The organism is Kaistia defluvii (assembly GCF_026343955.1).
Classification (GTDB): domain Bacteria; phylum Pseudomonadota; class Alphaproteobacteria; order Rhizobiales; family Kaistiaceae; genus Kaistia; species Kaistia defluvii.
In genome coordinates, this window is sequence record NZ_JAPKNI010000004.1 from 543,300 (window position 1) to 562,421 (window position 19,122).

Sequence of the window (19,122 nt, forward strand, 5' to 3'; positions counted from 1 at the left end):
CCGTCCACGGATCTACCTTCGAAGCCGGAGAGCGACATACCGTGGACTTCAGCGACGATGATCTCCGCCAGTTCGACGAGAACGGCGCGCCGCCCCTGCCCGCCGCCAGTGAGAACTTCACAGTGGAGACCAACGGCGCCCGCATCTGGGCCGCCAGCTTCGGGACCGGACCGGCGGTCGTCCTGCTGCATGGCGGTCTCGGCAATGCCGGCAATTGGGGCCATCAGGTACCGGTGCTCGTGGCGGCAGGCTTCCGCGCGATCGTCATGGACAGCCGGGGCCATGGCCGCAGCAGCCGGGACGCACAACCCTTCTCCTATGGGTTGATGTCATCCGACGTGCTGGCCGTGCTGGATCATCTGCAGATCGCCACCGCCGCGATCATCGGCTGGAGCGACGGCGCCTGCACCGGTCTGGTGCTGGCCCGCCGCCATCCCGAACGCGTCACAGGCGTGTTCTTCTTCGCCTGCAACATGGACCCGAGCGGCGCCAAGCCCTTCGTGCCGAGCTCCGTCATCGACCACTGCTTCGCGCGCCATGTGAAGGATTATGCGGCTCTCTCCCCGACGCCGGACGATTTTGGTTCGTTTTCCGCGGCCGTGTCGTTGATGCAGCAGACGCAGCCGGACTATTCGGTGGCCGACCTGGCCGGGATCACGGTGCCGGTGGCGATCGTCCAGAGCAAGAGCGACGAGTTCATCCATGCCGAGCACGCTCGCTATCTGGTCCGAAGCATTCCCGGCGCGACGCTGACGCTGCTCGACGGCGTCAGCCATTTCGCACCACTGCAGCGGCCGCGCCTGTTCAACGAGGCGATGCTCGCCTTCCTCGCCAGCCTCGACCTGCGCCGCCACCATTCTCCCACCTGATCCAGAGAAGTCGAACCGACATGGACCGCACCGACCGCGCCATCCTGAAGGCGCTCCAGGCCGATGGCCGCATCACGACGCTGGATCTGGCGGCGAGGGTCAACCTGTCGCCGACCGCGACGGCCGACCGGGTCAGGCGCCTGACGCGAGAGGGCTATATCGAGGGCTATCACGCCCGGCTTTCGGCGGAAAAGCTCGATCTCGGGTTGCTGGTCTTCGTCGAGGTCAAGCTCGACAGGACGACACCGGATGTATTCGAGCATTTCGCGATCGCCGTGCGCCGCGCCTCCGAGGTGATGGAGTGCCACATGGTGGCCGGCGGGTTCGATTATCTGATCAAGGCCCGCGTCAGCGACATGAACGCCTATCGCGCCTTCCTGTCGGACAGCCTGCTGTCGCTGCCCGGCGTGCGCGAAACCCACACCTACGCCGTGATGGAAGAGGTCAAGAACACGGATCTGCTGCCGCTATAGGGCGCTGGGGGCCACGGTATCAACAGACGAGCCTCCGGCGTCATTCCTCCTCTACCCCGCGAACCGGGATCCACGCGGCCGAGGTTTCCGGCGTTTCCGATCCTGCCATCCCGGCTGAATGGATCCCGGGTCAAGCCCGGGATGACAGCGAGCTGGGGGACCGGCCCGCGCCCAACGCATCGTCCCCCCCCAAACAAAAAACCCTCCCCCGCGCGCGGCGGGAGAGGGTCAGGACGTTCAGACGGGCCGATTAGAACGGCGAGTCGGGGTAGTAGAAGTCCTTGGCGTTGTCCTTCGTCACCAGCGTGGCGTCGAGGATGTAGCTGCCACGGACCGGCAGGTGGTCGTAGAGACCGGCAGCCGTCAGATCCATCGCGACGGCGACCATCGCCGGCGGATACAGGATGTCGACCGGGATCATCTTGTCGCCGTCCATGACCTTCTTGATCATGTCCTTCATGCCAGCGCCGGCGACGACGAACTGGATGTCCTCGCGGTTGGCCTGCTTGATGGCCTCGAGCACGCCGACGGCCATGTCGTCGTCCTGGGTCCAGACCGCGTCGATCTGCGGATACTTGGACAGGTAGTCCTGCATTACCTTGAACGCGTCATCGCGGCTCCAATTGCCGAACTGGCGATCGAGAACCTTAATGTCGCTGCCGGCGATGCCCTCGTCGAAGCCCTTGTTGCGCTCTTCGTCGATGACGATCGGCAGGCCGCGGATGACGACGACGTTACCCTTGCCGTTCAGCTTTTCCTTGATGTACTCGCCGGCGACGCGGCCGAGAGCCGGATTGTTGCCGGCGACGTAGAGGTCGGCCACGGCGTTGTCGGTGAGCGCGCGGTCGACGACGGTGATGAAGACGCCCTTTTCCTTGACCTGACGGATCGGGTCGGTCAGCTCATCGGAATTGTGCGGCAGCGTGACCAGGGCGTCGATGCCCTGGGTGGTCAGGTCTTCCAGGGCATTCGCCTGCGACGCGCCATCCGGCGACGTCTTGACGATGACCTTGAGGCCGGGATAGCGGGCCTCGAGGCGCTTGGCCTGTTCCTGGGCGTGGTAGACGACGCCGCCCGTCCAGCCATGGTCAGCCGCCGGAATGGAAACGGCGATCGTCTTGGTTTCCTGCGCCTGTGCGACGCCGGCGACGAGCATCAGGCCCGCCGCGACCGATCCAAGTAGAAACTTCCGCATTTCTCTCTCCCAAATTAGCCCAATGCAATGCGGAGTTGATCTCCGCTCTTCCCCTCATCGCCGCCGGACGAGCGAGCGCTGGACCAGCATCGCAATGATGATGATGGCGCCCTGTACGGCTCCGATGAGGTATTCGCTGACGAAGTTGGACAGCACCATGATGTTGCCGACCACTTCGAGAATGAGGGCGCCGCATATGGTGCCCCAGATCCGGCCGACGCCGCCCTTGAGGGCCGTGCCGCCGATGACCACCGCGGTGATGGCCTGCAATTCCCACAGCAGGCCGGTCGTCGGCGTGGCGGCTCCCAGGCGCGGCACGTAGACGAGAACCGCGATGGCGACACAGACACCCTGGATGACATAGGTCAGCGTCCGGACCCGGTTGACCGGAATGCCCGAGTAGCGCGCCACGTCCTCGTTGGACCCGACGGCGATGACATGGCGTCCGAAGGCAGTCCGATACAGCAGGAACGCGCCGACCAGCGCGACGGCCAGGATGACGAGCACCGGGATCGGCACGCCGAAGACATTGCCGAAATAGACCGGCCGGTAGGCCGCGCGAAGATCCGGCGCCTTCATGGCGATCGAGCCGCCCTCGGCCAGGTAGATGGTGAGCGCCCGGAAGATCCCCATCGTGCCCAGCGTCACGATGAAGGGCTCGATCCGCCCCTGTGTCGTGATCACGCCGTTCGCAAGGCCGCAAAGCGCGCCGACACCGATCGCCAGGAGCATGGCAACCGCCAGCATCGGGATTTCGCCGGAGACGACGCCGGTATTGAGGAACAGGATCATCACGCCCGCGACGAAGGCCGACATGGCGCCGACCGACAGATCCAGTCCGCCGGCCGAGATGACGAAGGTGGCGCCGACCGCGATGATCGCGATGAAGGCGCTGCGCGTCAGCACGTTGAGAAGGTTGTCGACCCCGAGGAAGTTGGGGTTCACCAGCGCGCCCAGCACCAGCAGCACGGCGAGCGCGACAAAGGGCGCCACGGCGCGGAGGTCGATGTCGCCGAGCGAGCGGCGGGCGGGGTTCTTGTTGGCGGTGGTGTCGGTCATGCCTGCTCCGCCATCGAGGCGGCCTCCCTCGATGTAACGCCCGTCGCGAGAACGACGATCTCGTCTTCGGTCATGCGGTTGCCGCTCACCTCGCCCACGATGCGCCCGTTGCGCATGACGAGGATGCGGTCGCAGATGCCGATCACTTCCTGCATCTCGGACGAGATGACGATGACCGACTTTCCGCTTTCCGCCAGTTCGGCGATGAACTTGTAGATCTGTTCCTTGGTGCCGATGTCGATGCCGCGCGTTGGCTCGTCGATGATGACGATCTGCGGGTTCAGCAGCATCATCTTGGCGAGCAGCAGCTTCTGCTGGTTGCCGCCCGAAAGCTGCCCGGCGAGCAGGTCCTTGTTGCGGGTGCGGATGTCGAACTCGGAGATCGAACTGTCGAGCGCCTTGGCCTCCCGGCCGCGGTCGATCAGCAGCCCGCGCACGAACTGGCCGAGCGCGGCCAGAGTCAGGTTGATGCCGAGATTCTGGGCCAGCAGCAGGCCTTTGCCCTTCCGGTCCTCGCTCAGATAAACGATGCCGGCGCGCATGCTGTCGCGGACGGTGACGAAATTGACCGGCCTGCCGTTCAGCTTGACCTTGCCATGCGACGGACGCAGGCCGACCGCGCCTTCCAAAAGTTCCGTGCGACCGGCGCCGACAAGCCCGGCAAAGCCGAGGATCTCGCCCTTGCGCAGCTTGAACGAGGCGTCCTGCGCATAGCCCGGAACCGTCATGTCGTCCACTTCGAGCGCATAGTCGACGGCCTGGGTGGCGACCCGGTCGGGATAGAGCTTGGCGACGTCGCGGCCGACCATCAGCCGCGCCATGTCGACCGCCTCCAGCCCCTCGGCCGAGCGCGTGGTGATCAGCTTGCCGTCGCGCAACACCGTCACGCGATCGGCGATCTCCTTCACCTCGGGCAGGCGATGCGAGATGTAGAGGACGGCGGCGCCCTTCTTCCGAATATCCAAGATCACGCGCAGCAGGGCGTCGGTCTCGGTGAGCGTCAGCGAGGCGGTCGGCTCGTCGAAGATGACGATGCGATGCGGCACCAGCAGCGCACGGGCGATCTGCACCAGCTGGCGCTGCGCGATCGAAAGCCTGCCGACGGTGGTGGTCGGATCGATGTCGATGCCAAGGGCGCGCACCGCTTCGGCCGCGCCCTTGTTCATCGCCTTGTCGTCCAGCGTCAGGCCCTTGCGGACCTCGCGGCCGAGATAGATGTTCTGCGCGACCGTCAGGTCGGGCGCCAGGAGGATTTCCTGGTGCACGAGCACGATGCCGCGATGCTCGGCATCGACGGGGCCGGTCATGACGACCGGCTGCCCGTCGATCCGCAGTTCCCCCTTCGTCGGCATCAGATGGCCGGCGAGGATCTTCATCAGGGTGGATTTGCCCGCGCCGTTCTCGCCGATGATGGCGTGGACCTCGCCCGGCACGAGAGCCAGGTTGATGTCTCCCAGCACCTCGACGGGACCAAACGACTTGGAAATCCCTACCGCCTCCAGGAGAGGCGGCTGCGCACTCGTCCCCATCTCTCTCCCCTCGGCGATCGCCATCAGCCTACCTTGGTCCAGACGTTGCCAGCCTTGGACGATGCCACGGCGGCCTCGATGAACTGCATGCCGACCAGGCCGTCCTCGACGGTCGGATAGGTCACGGCCGGATCGACCTTGCTGCCGTCGCGGGCGGCATGAATGGCCCGGGCCGCTTCGGTGTAGATATTGGCGAAGCCTTCCAGATAGCCTTCCGGATGGCCGCCCGGCACGCGGCTGACGCGGGCCGCTTCAGGCCAGGCGCCGGCGCCGGCGCGCGTCAGCAACTGCTTCGGCTCGCCGAACTTGGTGAACCAGAGATAGTTCGGGTCGGCCTGCGTCCATTCAAGACCGCCCTTGGTGCCGTAGACGCGGAGCTTCAGGCCGTTCTCGTTGCCGACGGCGACCTGGCTGGCCCAGAGCATGCCCTTGGCGCCGCCCTTCCACTTCAGAAGGATCTGCACGTCGTCGTCAACCTGGCGGCCCTCGACGAAGGTCGAGAGCTGGGCCAGCACCTGGTCGATCTCCAGGCCGGTGACGAAGCAGGCGAGGTTGTAGGCATGCGTGCCGATGTCGCCGATGCAGCCGCCGGCGCCCGTGCGGGCCGGATCGGTGCGCCATTCAGCCTGCTTGTTGGTGCCGGTGGCTTCCGCCCGCTCCGTCAGCCAGTCCTGCGGATATTCGGCCTGAACCAGACGGATCTCACCGAGATCGCCATTGGCGATCATGGCGCGCGCCTGCCGGATCATGGGATAGCCGGTGTAGTTGTGCGTCAGCATGAAGATCTTGCCGGACGACTTCACCAGTTCGACGAGTTCCTTGGATTCCTCGACCGTCAGCGTCATCGGCTTGTCGCAGATGACGTGGATGCCGGCCTTCAGGAATGCCTTGGCCGCAGGGGCATGGACATGGTTCGGCGTGACGATCGACACGACCTCGATACCGTCCGGACGGGCGGCCTCGGCCTTGGCCATCTCCTCATAGGAGGTGTAGGCGCGATCCTCGGCGATGCCGAGATCGGCGGCCGACGCCTTGGCGCGGGCCGGATCCGACGACAACGCGCCGGCGACCAGGTCGTACTGGTCGTCCATGCGCGCCGCGATGCGGTGGACGGCGCCGATGAACGCGCCCTGCCCGCCGCCGACCATGCCGAGGCGGATGCGACGGCCGGCGGTTTCTTCCTTGCTGGCTCCGATTGCCATTGTTTTCTCCGATCCGTGTGGTTGCCGAGGGTCAGGCGATGCCGAGAATGCGGCGGTTGGCCGCCTCGTCGGTGCCGGAACCGGCAAAGTCGTCAAAGGCGTGCTCGGTGACGCGGATGATGTGGTGCTTGATGAACTCGGCACCCTCGCGCGCGCCGTCCTCGGGATGCTTCAGCGCGCATTCCCATTCGAGCACCGCCCAGCTGTCGAAATCATAGGCCGTCAGCTTCGAGAAGATCGCGCCGAAATCGACCTGGCCGTCACCGAGCGAGCGGAAGCGGCCGGCGCGGTTGACCCAGCTCTGATAGCCGGAATAGACGCCCTGGCGGCCGGTCGGGTTGAACTCCGCGTCCTTGACGTGAAACGCCTTGATGCGCTCGTGATAGATGTCGATGTAGTCGAGATAATCCAGCTGCTGCAGCACGAAGTGCGAGGGATCGTAGAGCAGGTTCGCGCGGGGATGGTTCTTCACCTCCGCAAGGAACATCTCGTAGGTGATGCCGTCATGCAGGTCTTCGCCGGGATGGATCTCGTAGGCGACGTCGACGCCGTTCTCCTCGAACACATCGAGGATCGGCGTCCAGCGGCGGCCGAGCTCGGCGAAGGCTTCCTCGACCAGACCGGCCGGGCGCTGCGGGAACGGATAGAGGAACGGCCAGGCGAGCGCGCCCGAAAACGTCGGATGCGCCTTGAGGCCGAGATTCTTCGAGGCGCGGGCGCAGCGCTTCAGATGGTCGACGGCCCATTCCTGGCGCGCCTTCGGGTTGCCGCGCATCGCGGGAATCGTAAAGCCGTCCATCAGCTCGTCATAGACCGGATGCACCGCAACCAGCTGACCGATGATGTGCGAGGCGAGTTCCGTGATCTCCAGGCCATGCTTGGCGGCGGTGCCGACCAGCTCGTCGCAATAGTCCTTGGAATCGGATGCCTTGTTGAGGTCGATCAGTCGGCTGTCCCAGGTCGGGATCTGCACGCCCTTGTAGCCGAGGGAGGCTGCCCAGCCACAGATCGCGTCGAACGAATTGAACGGGGCGGCGTCGCCCGCGAACTGCGCCAGGAAGATCGCCGGCCCCTTGATCGTCTTCATCGAAAACCTCCTTCGGAAACTGCTTCCCGGACTTGCGCCCGGGGCGGATGAAAAATGAGAGAAAGCGCCCCGCTACGGCACATTGTCCCGGATGAAAATGTCGATCTTGATCCGCTCCTGACCGGGAACGATCTCCATATCCTCGCGCATCGCCAGCAGGATGCGCGCGGCGCTGCGGGCCATGTGGCCCGGATCCTGGTTGATGACGGCGTCGATGGAGCCGCGGATCAGGTTGCGGCGATTGATGGTGGTGAGTTCGTGCGCGATGAAGACGATGTCGCGGGTGTGCCCGGTCTTCTGCAGCGCGGTCACGACGCCGGTCGACCCGGCCCCGACATTGTAGATGCCGACGAGATCGTCATGCTCGGCCAGCAGTGCCTCGGCGACGCCGCGCACGCGATCGTCCTCGTCGCGGCCCTCGCGAACCGGCAGCACTTCCAGATCGGGATATTCGCGCGCGACGACCTGCTCGAAGCCGTATTGGCGCTCGATATGGTCGCGCAGCGCGAGCGAGCCGGCGATCAGGCCGACCTTGCCCTTGCGCCCGCCGAGAAAGCGGCCGAGCAGGCTGGCGGCGGTGCGGCCGGCGGCGGAATTGTCGATGCCCACAAAATGCGTGCGCCGGGTGCCCGGCAGGTCCGACACCAGCGTGATGACCGGAATGCCCTGATCGGCCAAGGTGTTGATCGCCTCGGCAACGGCCGGATGATCGAGCGCCACGACCGCAATGCCGTCGACATCGGCCGGCAGGCTCTCCAGCGCAACGGCCAGCGCCTCGCCGTCGAACACGTCGACCAGCGTGATGTTGAGGAGGACGCGCTCATGCACATAGCGCTCGGCCGTGGCCCGAAACTCGGCTTCGAGCATGCGCATGAATTCATTGGCGCCGATCGGCAGGATGACCTCGAAGCGATAATCACGGCCGCGCGCGAGGCGCGACGCCATCCGATCCGGCTGATAATTCAGCCGATCGACAGCGGTCTGCACCTTCTCGACCGTTCGCGCATGGACGCCGGCTCTCCCGTTCAGCACGCGATCGACCGTCGCGAGACTGACGCCAGCCTCCCGGGCGACGTCTTGCAGCGTCGTCTTTCCCACGAGGTATCCTCCCTCGTGATGAAATAGCATCAGGAAATGAGGTAGGCAACTCAGAGATGAAACCTCGCCGCGCAACACGGTGGAAACCGTTGCGGCATGCCGCGGCCCCCAGGCCCGACGCATCGAACCCTTGGCGCCGGGACAATCCGGACTTTCGGGGGAATTCCGCCTTTGCCATAGCGACACCAGGCCGAAGCCCTTATCTTGCAGGCCTGTGAAACCGGTCCTCGCACAGCCGGTCACCACCGACGGGAGTATGCCTCATGAAGACCGAAGCCGCGCCTTTCCGGCTCGAAGACTATCGCGCTCCCGCCTTCACCATCGATACGGTCGGACTGGATTTCCAGCTCGCGCCCTCCGCGACCCGGGTGGTCGCCACGATTGCGCTTCGGCCCAACACGGACGAGGCCCGCAACGGGCGCCTCGAACTGGTGGGCGACGAGATCGTCCTGAAAGGACTGAAACTCGACGGGGCGACGCTGCCCGAAAGCCGCTATACGGCCACCCCGACCCTGCTGACGCTGCATGACGCGCCGAACCGGCCGTTCACGCTCGAAATCGAGACCCTGGTCGATCCGGCCGCCAATACCAAGCTGATGGGGCTCTACCGGACCAGCGGCACCTATTGCACCCAATGCGAGGCCGAGGGCTTCCGCCGCATCACCTATTTCCTCGATCGCCCGGACGTGCTGGCCGTCTACACGACGCGGATCGAAGCAGAGAAATCCGACGCGCCGATCCTGCTCGCCAACGGCAACCCGGTCGAGAGCGGCGACGTCCCCGGCACCGATCGCCACTTCGCCGTCTGGCACGACCCCTTCCCCAAGCCGTCCTACCTGTTCGCGATGGTGGCCGGCGATCTCGGCGTCATCACCGACAGCTTCACCACCTCGTCCGGGCGCGAGGTCGAGCTGCGCATCTATTGCGAGCATGGCAAGGAAGCGCGCTGCACCTATGCGATGGACGCGCTGAAGCGCTCGATGAAGTGGGACGAGGACGTGTTCGGCCTCGAATACGACCTCGACATCTTCATCATCGTCGCCGTGTCCGATTTCAACATGGGCGCGATGGAGAACAAGGGCCTCAACGTCTTTAACGACAAGTACGTCCTGGCCGACCCGGATACCGCGACCGATGCCGACTACGCCAATGTCGAGGGCGTCATCGCGCATGAGTATTTCCACAATTGGACCGGCAACCGCATCACCTGCCGCGACTGGTTCCAGCTCTGCCTGAAGGAAGGCCTGACGGTCTTCCGCGACCAGGAGTTCTCGTCCGACATGCGCTCGCGCGCCGTCAAGCGGATTGCAGACGTGCGCACGCTGCAGGCGCGACAGTTCCCGGAGGATGGCGGCCCGCTCGCCCATCCCGTCCGGCCCGAAATCTACCACGAGATCAGCAACTTCTACACGCCAACCGTCTATGAGAAGGGTGCGGAGGTGGTGCGGATGCTGAAGAGCATCCTTGGCCCCGACGACTTCCGGAACGGCATGGACCTCTATGTCGAGCGGCATGACGGCGACGCGGCGACGATCGAGGATTTCCTGGCGAGTTTCGCCGATGCGACCGGCGCGGACCTGACCCAGTTCAAGCTCTGGTATTCGCAGGCCGGCACCCCGCAGATCATTGCCCGCGGCGCCTATGACGAAGCCGACCGTACTTACCGCCTGACCTTGAGCCAGAGCATTCCGGCGACGCCCGGCCAGAGCGACAAGCAACCGATGCACATGCCGATCCGCTTCGGCCTGATCGGGCCGAATGGCGAGGACATGGAGTTTGCGTCGGTCAGCGGCGGCCGCGTCGAGGGCGACATCATCCATCTGACGGAAGCCAGCCAGACGCTGGTGTTCGAGGGTGTCGGCGGGCGCCCGGTGCCGTCGCTGCTGCGTGGCTTCTCCGCGCCCGTCCGCCTGGCGATCGACATCTCGGCCGCGGACCTGCTGTTCCAGGTCCGCACCGATGCCGACCCCTTCAACCGCTGGCAGGCGGCCCAGACGCTGGCCATGCGCAATCTCGTCGCCAGCACGACCGAACAGATCGCCGGCCGCCCCGCCAAGGCCGAGCCGGCCCTGATCGACGCGCTCGGCAGCGTGCTGGACGACGAGACGCTGGAGCCGGCCTTCCGCGCCCAGGTGCTACAGCTTCCGAGCGAAGCCGACATCGCGCGCGAGCTTGGCCAGAATGTCGATCCCGACGCGATTGCGGCGGCGCGGCGTGAGCTTCGCCTGGCGATCTCGACCGGTCTCGGCAACCGGATCGAGCGCCACTACGGCAGCCTGTCGGGGGCGGAATCCTTCCGCCCGGATGCCGCCAGCGCCGGAAAACGGGCGCTGCGCAACACCCTGCTCGATCTGCTGCTCGCTCGCCGTTCGCCCGAGGCGATCGCCGCTGCGCTCGCGCATTTCGAAACCGCGAACAACATGACGGATCGGCTGGCGGCGCTTTCCGCGATCACGCAGGCCGCCCTGCCCGAGCGCCGCGCGGTCCTCGACGCCTTCCACAAGCGCTACCAGGACGACGCGCTCGTGCTCGACAAGTGGCTGACGCTGGAGGCGACCGTGCCGGCCTCGGATACGCTGGACCGGGTGAAGGCGCTGCTGAAGCATCCCTCCTACTCGCCGAACAACCCCAACCGGGTGCGTGCGCTCGTCGGCAGCTTCGCAAGCGCAAACCAGACGCAGTTCAACCGGGTGGACGGCGCCGGCTACGATTTCCTCGCCGATTTCGCGCTGGAGCTGGACAAGCGCAACCCGCAGACGACGGCCAGGTTGCTGGTCAGTTTCCGCTCGTGGCGGGCGCTGGAGCCGGTTCGCCGGGCCCGCGCCGAGGCGGCGCTGCGCCGGATCGCCGCGGCGCCCGACCTCTCGCCGGACACGCTCGACATCGTCACGCGGACGCTTGCCTGAGCGTCACGCAGGCAAAAACGGCGCCATTCGGCGGCAGACGAATCCGGGTGCGCCGAACCCGGATTCCCCAAGGCCGGAGCCAGAAAATTATGCTTAACGAAACCCTAACACACCTCTGGACAATGTGATTCGCGTCGATTCAAATGGGGGTGATTCGGGGCAAGGGACTGACCCGATGATAGCCGACATCGGGGGGCTGAGATGGCGCGGGCAGATACAGCCAGTGCGTCTGCGAGCGAGCGCATGCCTATTGCAGGGGTACTGTTTCGACGCAAGCAGATGATCAAAGGTCACGCTCGGCTTCTGGCCAAGCCGGCCTACGAAAAGCTCGTCTCGTCCGAGCCGATCCTGCGTCGCTGCATCCCCGTCCTCATCATCATCTTCCTGATGATCGTCGCGCTGGCGCGCTTCGTTCAGCTCTACGACCTGCGCATGGAGCGCGAGAACCAGGCGCGCGACCTGATGGGCATGGTCGCGTCCTACCTCGCCCTCTCGCTCGACCAGGCGGAGCCGACGCTGTCGACCGATCGCTACCCGATGGCGGTCCAGAACACGCTCGACAATCTCGTGCCGCAAAGCGCCGCCGATGCCGGCCAGCGCATCTATGTCGCCGACGCAACCGGCCGCGTCATCGCCACCTCGCCGCGCTCCGCCACCGAGGAGAACCGCAGCTTCACCGAGATCGTCAGCGGCGCCCAGCCCCTGGTGATCTTCGGCGACCGTGCCGGCGTGCTGAAGATCAACGTCGATGGCGACCAGCCGGCCTTCGCGACGCTGCGCCACCTGAACGGACGGCTCGGCTTCGTCGCCGTCGCAACGCCCTTCCCGGCGATCTACCGAGACTGGCGCGCCGACGTCTCGCTCAACGTCTCGATCTTCGTCGGCACCAGCGGCATCCTGCTCGTCATCCTCTACGGCTATTTCTCGCAGTCCGCCCGCGCCCAGGAAGCCGACATCATCTACCAGGAGACCTATGACCGCTTCGACACGGCGCTGCGCCGGGGCCGCTGCGGACTCTGGGATTGGGACGTCGCGCGCGGACGCCTGTTCTGGTCGAAATCGATGTTCGAGCTGGTGGGACTCCCACCGCGGGACACGCTGCTCGGCTTCGGCGAGGTGAACGAGCTTGTCCATCCCGACGATGGCGACCTGATGAACCTGGTCGAGGCGCTCTATGAGGCCAACGAGACGACGGTCGACCGCATGTTCCGCATGCGCAAGGCCGACGGCAGCTATGTCTGGCTCCGGATCCGCGTCGAGCTGGTGGATGCCGATGGCACAGAGCCGCACCTGATCGGCATTGCCGTCGACGTGACCGAGCAGATGCGCCTGGCCGAGAGCTCGCGCACCGCCGACATCCGCCTGCGCGACGCCATCGAGACGATCTCCGAGGCCTTCGTGCTGTGGGACACCCAGAACCGCCTCGTCATGTGCAATTCGAAGTATCAGCAGCTGCACGGCATTCCGGATTCGGCGCTGGAAGCCGGCACCCCCTATGCCCAGGTGATCGCGGCCGGGCGCCAGCCCGTGGTGCAGGCGCAGATCCCGAACGAGGGCCGCGCCGAGGAAGGCGCGCGCTCCTTCGAGGCGCAGCTGAACGATGGACGCTGGCTGCAGATCAGCGAACGCCGCACCAAGGATGGCGGCTTCGTGTCGGTCGGCACCGACATCACCACCATCAAGCGCCACGAGGAAAAGCTGATCGACGGCGAACGTCGCCTGATGGCAACCATTGCGGACCTGCGCCAGTCGCGCCAGAAGCTGGAGCAGCAGGCACAGGAGATGGTCGATCTCGCGGAGAAGTACTCCGAGCAGAAGGATCGCGCCGAGACCGCCAACCGGACCAAGTCCGAATTCCTCGCCAATATCAGCCATGAGCTGCGCACGCCGCTCAACGCGATCATCGGCTTCTCGGAGATCATGAAGTCCGGCCTGTTCGGCCCGCTCGGCTCGCCGAAGTACGGCGAGTATTGCCAGGACATCAATGCCAGCGGCAACTTCCTGCTCAACGTCATCAACGACGTGCTCGACATGGCCCGGATCGAGGCCGGCCGGATGACGCTCGACATGCAGCCGTTGATGCTCGACGAGATCGTCGACGAGGCCGCGCGCGTGATGTCGCCGGAAGCGTCGGCCCGCAAGGTGACGATCGAGGCGGACCTCGAAAGCTCGCTCGGCCTCCATGCCGATCGTCGCGCGGTGAAGCAGATGGTGCTGAACCTGCTGTCGAATGCCGTGAAGTTCACGCCGGAAAACGGTCACATCAGCGTCCGCGCCCGCAAGATCGGCGGCGCCGTGACGCTGACGATCGAGGACAACGGCATCGGCATTCCGAAGGAAGCGCTGAAGAAGCTCGGCCGGCCGTTCGAGCAGGTGCAGAACCAGTTCACCAAGAGCCACAAGGGTTCCGGCCTTGGCCTCGCCATCACCCGCTCGCTCGCGGAACTGCATGGGGGCGCGATGCGCATCCGCAGCCATGAGGGCAAGGGCACGATCGTCTCGATCCGCCTGCCGCTGCGGCCAACCGAACAGCTGGAGCCACCGACCGGCGCGTCGGCCGGCGTCGCGCTCAGGCTCGGGGCTTCCGCCGAACCGTCGCGATGACCTCGGGCCTGGCGGAAAGCGAAAGCGACCCTAGGCCTTCTTGCTCTTGCGAACCTTGCCGATGATCCGCTCGAACGAGGCCCGGACATCCTTCTGCGTCGCCTGGACATGGGCGTCGAGCGTGGCGAAGTCGGGCAGTTCGCCCGCCCTGGACAGCAGGTCCAGCAGGCCGCGCGGCGCCTCGCTGGCCCGGAACGGCCCATCGACGCAGAGCCGCAGGATCAGAACCAGCCGCTGATAGAGGCGGAGCGCGGGAAGCAGGATCTCCGCCTCGGTCGCCGGCAGCAGCCCGGTGCGCGATGTCGCCGCCAGCACGGTTTCCGTCTCGACATCGAGGATTTCGGGATGGACCGCGCCATGCACGAGCTGCAGGTACTGCGCGATGAATTCGATATCGATCTGGCCGCCGGGCACCTGCTTCAGGTCCCACGGCCCCTCGGCGGTCTTCTCTTCCTCCAGAAGCACGCGCATCTCCAGCACGTCGCGCTTGACCTTCTTGGGATCGTGCGGCGTGGAGAGGACGGCGCGGATATCCTCGACGGCCTCGGCGACAAGGGTCGGATCGCCGTGGATCGGGCGCGCCCGCGTCAGCGCCATATGCTCCCAGGTCCAGGCTTCCTTGTTCTGATACTCGACGAAAGAGCGGATATGCGTGGCGAGCGGGCCGGAATTGCCCGAGGGACGCAGGCGGAAATCGACTTCGTAAAGCGACCCCTCCGCCGTCGGCGCCGAAATCGCGGCGATGAGGCGCTGCGTCATGCGCGCATAATACTGGCTGCCGGATAGCGGCCGCGCCCCGTCCGAACCGCTCTCTGTCTCGGGAAAATCGTAGAGCAGGATCAGGTCGAGATCGGATGAGGCCGTCATCTCGCGCCCGCCGAACTTGCCCATCGCCAGCAGTGCGATCCGGCTGTTGGCGATGCGGCCATGCTGGGCTTCGAGCGCGATCTTGACGTGGTCGAGCAGGGTTGCGACCAGCAGGTCGGCCAGGTCGGAATAGGCAATGCCGGCGGCGCGCGTGCTGACGGAGCCGGCGATCACCCGGACGCCGATCAGGAAGCCCTGCTCCTTGCCGAAGATGCGCGCGCGATCGAGCACATCCTCCAGCGACACCGCCTCGGCCAGCATGTTCTTCAGCCGCGCGGTGAGGATCGTGCGGTCCGGCAGGCGGCCGAAGAAGGCCGGATCGAGCACGGCATCCAGCACATGCGGGCGCGCCGTGACGATCTCGGCCAGGCGCGGCGCGGTGCCCATGATGGTGGCGAGCAGATTGAGAAGACCGGGATTGGAGCCGAGCAGCGCAAAGAGCTGAACGCCGGCCGGCAACCGGGCCAGGAAGCGGTCGAACGAATTGAACGCCGCATCGGCATTGTCCGTGGTGGCGAAAGCCTCCAGCAGTGCCGGCGTGATCTCGGTCAGGCGCTCGCGGGCGGCGGCCGAACGCATGGCGGCGTAGCGGCCGAAATGCCAGCCCCGGATCGTGCGGCTGACTTCGCGCGGGTTCTTGTAGCCAAGGCTTGCCAGCGTCGCGACCGTTTCGGGGTCCTCGTCGTCGCCGGTGAAGACCAGGCTGCCCAGCGTCGAGGAAAGCGAGGGCGCCGCCTCGAAAAGCTGGATGTAGTGGTCCCGCACCGTCTCCAGCGTCTCGACCAGCGCCTTGGAGAAGGCCTTGACGGTCTTGAAGCCCATCAGGCGGGCGACGACGTCCAGCTCCTCCTCGCTGTCGGGCAGCGTGTGGGTCTGTTCGTCGGCGATCATCTGCAGGCGGTGCTCGATGGCGCGCAGGAAGCGGTAGCAGCGCGCCATGTCGGCCGCCGCCTCGTCGGCGATCCAGCCCTTGGCGCGCAGGATCTCCAGCATGTCCAGCGTGCGCCGGCCGCGCAATTCGCGGTCCCGCCCGCCGGCGATCAATTGCTGGGTCTGGACGAAGAACTCGATCTCGCGAATGCCGCCGCGCCCGAGCTTTATGTTGTGGCCGGCGACGGCGACCGCGTCGTGGCCACGATGATCATGAATCTGGCGCTTGATCGAATGGATGTCGGCGATCGCCGCGAAGTCGAGATATTTGCGCCAGATGAACGGCGCGAGTTCCGAGAGGAAGGCATCACCGGCCTCGATGTCGCCGGCGAAGGGGCGCGCCTTGATCATGGCAGCCCGTTCCCAGTTCTGTCCGCTCGCCTCGTAATAGAGAAAGGCTGCCAGCGTCGAGATCGCGACCTGGGTGGAGCCCGGATCCGGCCTCAGGCGAAGATCGGTGCGGAAGACGTAGCCGTCGGGCGTGCGCTCCTGCAGGATCTTCACCAGCCGGCGCGTCATCTTGACGAACAGCGCGCCGATCTCGTCGGGATCGGCAACCTCCGCCCGCTCCGGATCGAACAGCACGATCAGGTCGATGTCGCTGGAATAATTCAGCTCGCGCGCACCGCACTTGCCCATGCCGAGCAGAATCCAGCCCGAGCCACGCGAGGGCTGGTCCGGGTGCGGGAGCGTCAGCTTGCGGGAGGCGTGCGCCTCGGCGAGGAGAAAGTCGACCGTGGCGCTGACGGCGGCCTCGGCGAAGGCGGTCAGGGCGCCGGTGACGCGCTCGACCGGCCAGATACCGCCGAGATCGGCGAGCCCGACCAGCAGAGCCACTTCGGCCCGCGCCTGGCGCAGGCGGGTCATCAGCGTCGCCTCGTCCGTATCCCGCCAGAGCGCGGAGACTTCGGCCATCCGGCGGGAGAAGTGCGCGTCGGGATCGGCGATGAGGATCGCGACCATGCGCGCGGGATCATCGAGGGCGATCTGACGCAGGAAGGGCGACGCATCGAACACCGCCGCCAGGAACGGCGCCAGCCCCTTGTGGGCGTGCAGCAGATCCGCCCAGGCGGATCCGACGTCGGCCTCCTTGGCCGCTGCCTGCAGATCCTGAAGGATCTCGCGCATCCGCGTCGCCTTGGGCGGCCGGATCTCGGTCTGGATGGACGTGGCAAGCGAAGCGCCAACCGACGCGTCTGCCGGTTGCGAAACAGTAGCGGCCATCATCCCGTCCTTCAGGTCTCGGCCGGGAATCGCAAGGTCACCACAAGTCCCGGTCCGGCATCGCTCATCGCGACCGTACCATGGTGGAGCTTCACGACGGCGTCGACAAGGCTGAGGCCGAGGCCGCTGCCCGGCTGTGAACGACTCTTTTCCAGCCGAACGAAGCGCTGCAGGACGCGAAGCCGCTCGGATTCGGGGATTCCGGGGCCATTGTCGCTGACGGAGACGACAATCTCGCTTTCGACCTGTTGCGCGGCGACGGTCACCACCGGCGTCTCAACCGCCGGATCGCCGGTCTGGACATACTTGATGGCGTTGTCGAGCAGGTTGGTCAGGGCCTGGCTGATCAGCTCGCGGCTACCGTGCAGCGGCAGCGGGCCTTCGACAGAGAGCTTCAGCGCGACGCCGGCTTCCTCGGCCACGGGCTCATAGAACTCCACGACATCGGCCGCGATCTGCGCCATGTCGAGCGGCCCGAGCGCGCCGTCCGGGGAACCGGCTTCGACGCGCGCGATCATCAGCAGCGCGTTGAAGGTGCGGATCAGCTGGTCCGATTCCTCGATCGTGGCTTCGAGCGCCGCGCGATAGGCCTCGATTTCAGCCGGCCCCGCCAAGGTCGTCTCGACGCGCGTGCGCAGGCGCGTCAGCGGCGTCTTCAGATCATGCGCGATGTTGTCGGAGACGTCCTTCAGGCCATGCAGCAGATGCACGATGCGATCGAGCATGGCATTGAGGTTTTCCGCCAGGCGGTCGAACTCGTCGCCGGCAGGCGTCACCTCCAGTCGGCCGGAAAGATCACCCGCCATGATCTGGCGGCTGGTGGCGGTGACGGAGTCGATCCGCTTCAGCACGCGGCGGCTGACGAAGAACCAGGATACCAGCGCCAGGAAGATCAGCAGCACCACGGCGCTGATCATCGCCTTGCCGATCAGTTCGCGGATGCGCTCGATCTCGCTGATGTCGCGGCCGATCAGCATGCGGAAGCCGTTGGGCAGCGGCAAGACCTGCACCATGGCGATGTGGTGCGACGTCTCGCCTTCCAGCCGCTTGTAGGGGACCGTGACCGGCTCGAGACCGCTCAGCTTGAGAAGCGCAGGCGGCACCTCGGTGACATTGCCCGCGACCACGCGCCCCTCGGAATCCGTCACGACATACAGGCTGGCGCCGGGCACGCGGCTGCGCTGCTCGATGGCGGCGACAATGCCGGTCAGCCCGCTGCGGAGGCCTTCGTCGGCCAGCACGCCGATCTCCGCCTCGATGGTGTCCCGAACCTGCTGCGTCAGGAAACGATCGGTCTCGCGCGTGATCCAGCCGACGAAGGCGATCGCAAAGACCGAGAAGACGACGAAATAGATCGCGGAGAGCTTGAACGCGGTGGTGCGAACGACCTTACCGAACGCCGTCACGGACCATGTATCCCGCGCCCCGAACCGTGTGCAGAAGCGGCTCGGAGAAACCCTTGTCGATCTTGGAACGCAGCCTGGAGATATGCACGTCGATGACGTTGGTCTGCGGATCGAAGTGATAGTCCCAGACATTCTCGAGCAGCATGGTGCGGGTCACGACCTGTCCGGCATGCTTCATCAGATATTCGAGCAGGCGGAATTCGCGCGGCTGCAGGGGGATGTTGATGTCGCCGCGGCGGACCAGATGGCTGAGCCGGTCGAGCTCGAGCTCCCCGACCTTCAGCAGGGTTTCCGCCTCGCCGGGTTTGCGTCGGCGCGCCAGCACCTCGATGCGCGCCAGCAACTCGGCGAAGGCATAGGGCTTGGCGAGATAATCATCGCCGCCGGCCCGGAGACCCGTGACACGATCATCGACCTGGCCGAGCGCGGACAGGATCAGCACGGGCGTATCGTTGCCCTTGCGCCGCGTCTCCTCGACCAGCGTCAGGCCATCCTTCTTGGGAAGCATGCGATCGACGATGATGACGTCGTACTTGTTGGCGTCCAGGAGGAACGCGCCCTCCTCGCCATCGGCGGCGTGATCGGGAACATGCCCCACCTCGCGCAGGGCCTTCACCAGGTAGCTGGCGGTCTCACGATCATCTTCGACGAGCAGGATTCGCATGGGTTTACG

At 65.8% G+C, this 19,122-nt stretch carries 13 protein-coding genes; 4 read left to right on the forward strand and 9 right to left on the reverse strand.

Annotated features, from left to right (window positions below; genetic code table 11):
- Positions 1-41 precede the first annotated feature (41 nt).
- Together OSH10_RS13485 and OSH10_RS13490 are read left to right on the forward strand one after the other, a co-directional pair.
- Entirely contained in the window at positions 42-869 is an 828-nt protein-coding gene (locus OSH10_RS13485) for an alpha/beta fold hydrolase (protein ID WP_266332297.1), read from the forward strand.
- A 20-nt stretch (positions 870-889) separates the two neighbouring features.
- The gene (locus OSH10_RS13490; protein WP_266332298.1) at positions 890-1,342 is read left to right on the forward strand and encodes an Lrp/AsnC ligand binding domain-containing protein; all 453 of its coding nucleotides are present in this window, start codon (positions 890-892) and stop codon (positions 1,340-1,342) included.
- A gap of 250 nt (positions 1,343-1,592) precedes the next feature.
- Here the strand turns inward: OSH10_RS13490 and OSH10_RS13495 are convergent, their stop codons facing one another.
- The 6 genes from OSH10_RS13495 to OSH10_RS13520 form a co-directional block, all read right to left on the reverse strand.
- Positions 1,593-2,537: an ABC transporter substrate-binding protein gene (locus tag OSH10_RS13495; RefSeq protein WP_266332299.1), complete on the reverse strand. Its 945-nt coding sequence runs from the start codon at positions 2,535-2,537 to the stop codon at positions 1,593-1,595.
- Between the two features lie 54 nt (positions 2,538-2,591).
- Entirely contained in the window at positions 2,592-3,596 is a 1,005-nt protein-coding gene (locus tag OSH10_RS13500) for an ABC transporter permease (RefSeq protein ID WP_266332300.1), read from the reverse strand.
- The gene (locus OSH10_RS13505; RefSeq protein WP_266332302.1) at positions 3,593-5,125 is read right to left on the reverse strand and encodes a sugar ABC transporter ATP-binding protein; all 1,533 of its coding nucleotides are present in this window, start codon (positions 5,123-5,125) and stop codon (positions 3,593-3,595) included. Before OSH10_RS13505 ends, OSH10_RS13500 begins: the two co-directional genes overlap by 4 nt.
- Positions 5,126-5,148: 23 nt before the next feature.
- Positions 5,149-6,327, reverse strand: a complete 1,179-nt coding sequence (locus tag OSH10_RS13510) for a Gfo/Idh/MocA family protein (protein ID WP_266332304.1) — start codon at positions 6,325-6,327, stop codon at positions 5,149-5,151.
- Between the two features lie 31 nt (positions 6,328-6,358).
- Complete coding sequence (locus tag OSH10_RS13515; RefSeq protein ID WP_266332306.1) at positions 6,359-7,414, reverse strand: sugar phosphate isomerase/epimerase family protein; 1,056 nt, start codon at positions 7,412-7,414, stop codon at positions 6,359-6,361.
- 72 nt (positions 7,415-7,486) lie between these two features.
- Complete coding sequence (locus OSH10_RS13520; protein ID WP_407660710.1) at positions 7,487-8,542, reverse strand: LacI family DNA-binding transcriptional regulator; 1,056 nt, start codon at positions 8,540-8,542, stop codon at positions 7,487-7,489.
- A gap of 233 nt (positions 8,543-8,775) precedes the next feature.
- On the opposite strand from OSH10_RS13520, the gene pepN reads away from it, so the two are divergent.
- Positions 8,776-11,418: an aminopeptidase N gene (gene pepN, locus OSH10_RS13525; protein ID WP_266332310.1), complete on the forward strand. Its 2,643-nt coding sequence runs from the start codon at positions 8,776-8,778 to the stop codon at positions 11,416-11,418.
- A 279-nt stretch (positions 11,419-11,697) separates the two neighbouring features.
- Complete coding sequence (locus OSH10_RS13530; RefSeq protein ID WP_266332311.1) at positions 11,698-14,022, forward strand: PAS domain-containing sensor histidine kinase; 2,325 nt, start codon at positions 11,698-11,700, stop codon at positions 14,020-14,022.
- Between the two features lie 30 nt (positions 14,023-14,052).
- On the opposite strand, the gene OSH10_RS13535 is transcribed toward OSH10_RS13530, so the two are convergent.
- From OSH10_RS13535 to OSH10_RS13545, 3 genes are read right to left on the reverse strand one after another with little or no spacing between them, the layout of a single operon-like run.
- Entirely contained in the window at positions 14,053-17,043 is a 2,991-nt protein-coding gene (locus OSH10_RS13535; protein ID WP_266332312.1) for a bifunctional [glutamine synthetase] adenylyltransferase/[glutamine synthetase]-adenylyl-L-tyrosine phosphorylase, read from the reverse strand.
- Positions 17,044-17,054: 11 nt separating this feature from the next.
- Positions 17,055-18,449: an ATP-binding protein gene (locus tag OSH10_RS13540; protein WP_266332313.1), complete on the reverse strand. Its 1,395-nt coding sequence runs from the start codon at positions 18,447-18,449 to the stop codon at positions 17,055-17,057.
- Positions 18,433-19,113, reverse strand: coding sequence for a response regulator transcription factor (locus tag OSH10_RS13545; RefSeq protein WP_266332314.1), 681 nt, complete (start codon positions 19,111-19,113; stop codon positions 18,433-18,435). Before OSH10_RS13545 ends, OSH10_RS13540 begins: the two co-directional genes overlap by 17 nt.
- Between the last annotated feature and the right edge of the window lie 9 nt (positions 19,114-19,122).

Excerpts from the sequence above, each read along its gene's own strand:
- OSH10_RS13490 (WP_266332298.1), top strand. The coding sequence starts at position 890 with ATGGACCGCACCGACCGCGCCATCCTGAAGGCGCTCCAGGCCGATGGC.
- OSH10_RS13495 (WP_266332299.1), bottom strand. The coding sequence starts at position 2,537 with ATGCGGAAGTTTCTACTTGGATCGGTCGCGGCGGGCCTGATGCTCGTC.
- OSH10_RS13500 (WP_266332300.1), bottom strand. The coding sequence starts at position 3,596 with ATGACCGACACCACCGCCAACAAGAACCCCGCCCGCCGCTCGCTCGGC.
- OSH10_RS13505 (WP_266332302.1), bottom strand. The coding sequence starts at position 5,125 with ATGGGGACGAGTGCGCAGCCGCCTCTCCTGGAGGCGGTAGGGATTTCC.
- OSH10_RS13510 (WP_266332304.1), bottom strand. The coding sequence starts at position 6,327 with ATGGCAATCGGAGCCAGCAAGGAAGAAACCGCCGGCCGTCGCATCCGC.
- OSH10_RS13515 (WP_266332306.1), bottom strand. The coding sequence starts at position 7,414 with ATGAAGACGATCAAGGGGCCGGCGATCTTCCTGGCGCAGTTCGCGGGC.
- OSH10_RS13520 (WP_407660710.1), bottom strand. The coding sequence starts at position 8,542 with ATGCTATTTCATCACGAGGGAGGATACCTCGTGGGAAAGACGACGCTG.
- pepN (WP_266332310.1), top strand. The coding sequence starts at position 8,776 with ATGAAGACCGAAGCCGCGCCTTTCCGGCTCGAAGACTATCGCGCTCCC.
- OSH10_RS13530 (WP_266332311.1), top strand. The coding sequence starts at position 11,698 with ATGATCAAAGGTCACGCTCGGCTTCTGGCCAAGCCGGCCTACGAAAAG.
- OSH10_RS13535 (WP_266332312.1), bottom strand. The coding sequence starts at position 17,043 with ATGGCCGCTACTGTTTCGCAACCGGCAGACGCGTCGGTTGGCGCTTCG.
- OSH10_RS13545 (WP_266332314.1), bottom strand. The coding sequence starts at position 19,113 with ATGCGAATCCTGCTCGTCGAAGATGATCGTGAGACCGCCAGCTACCTG.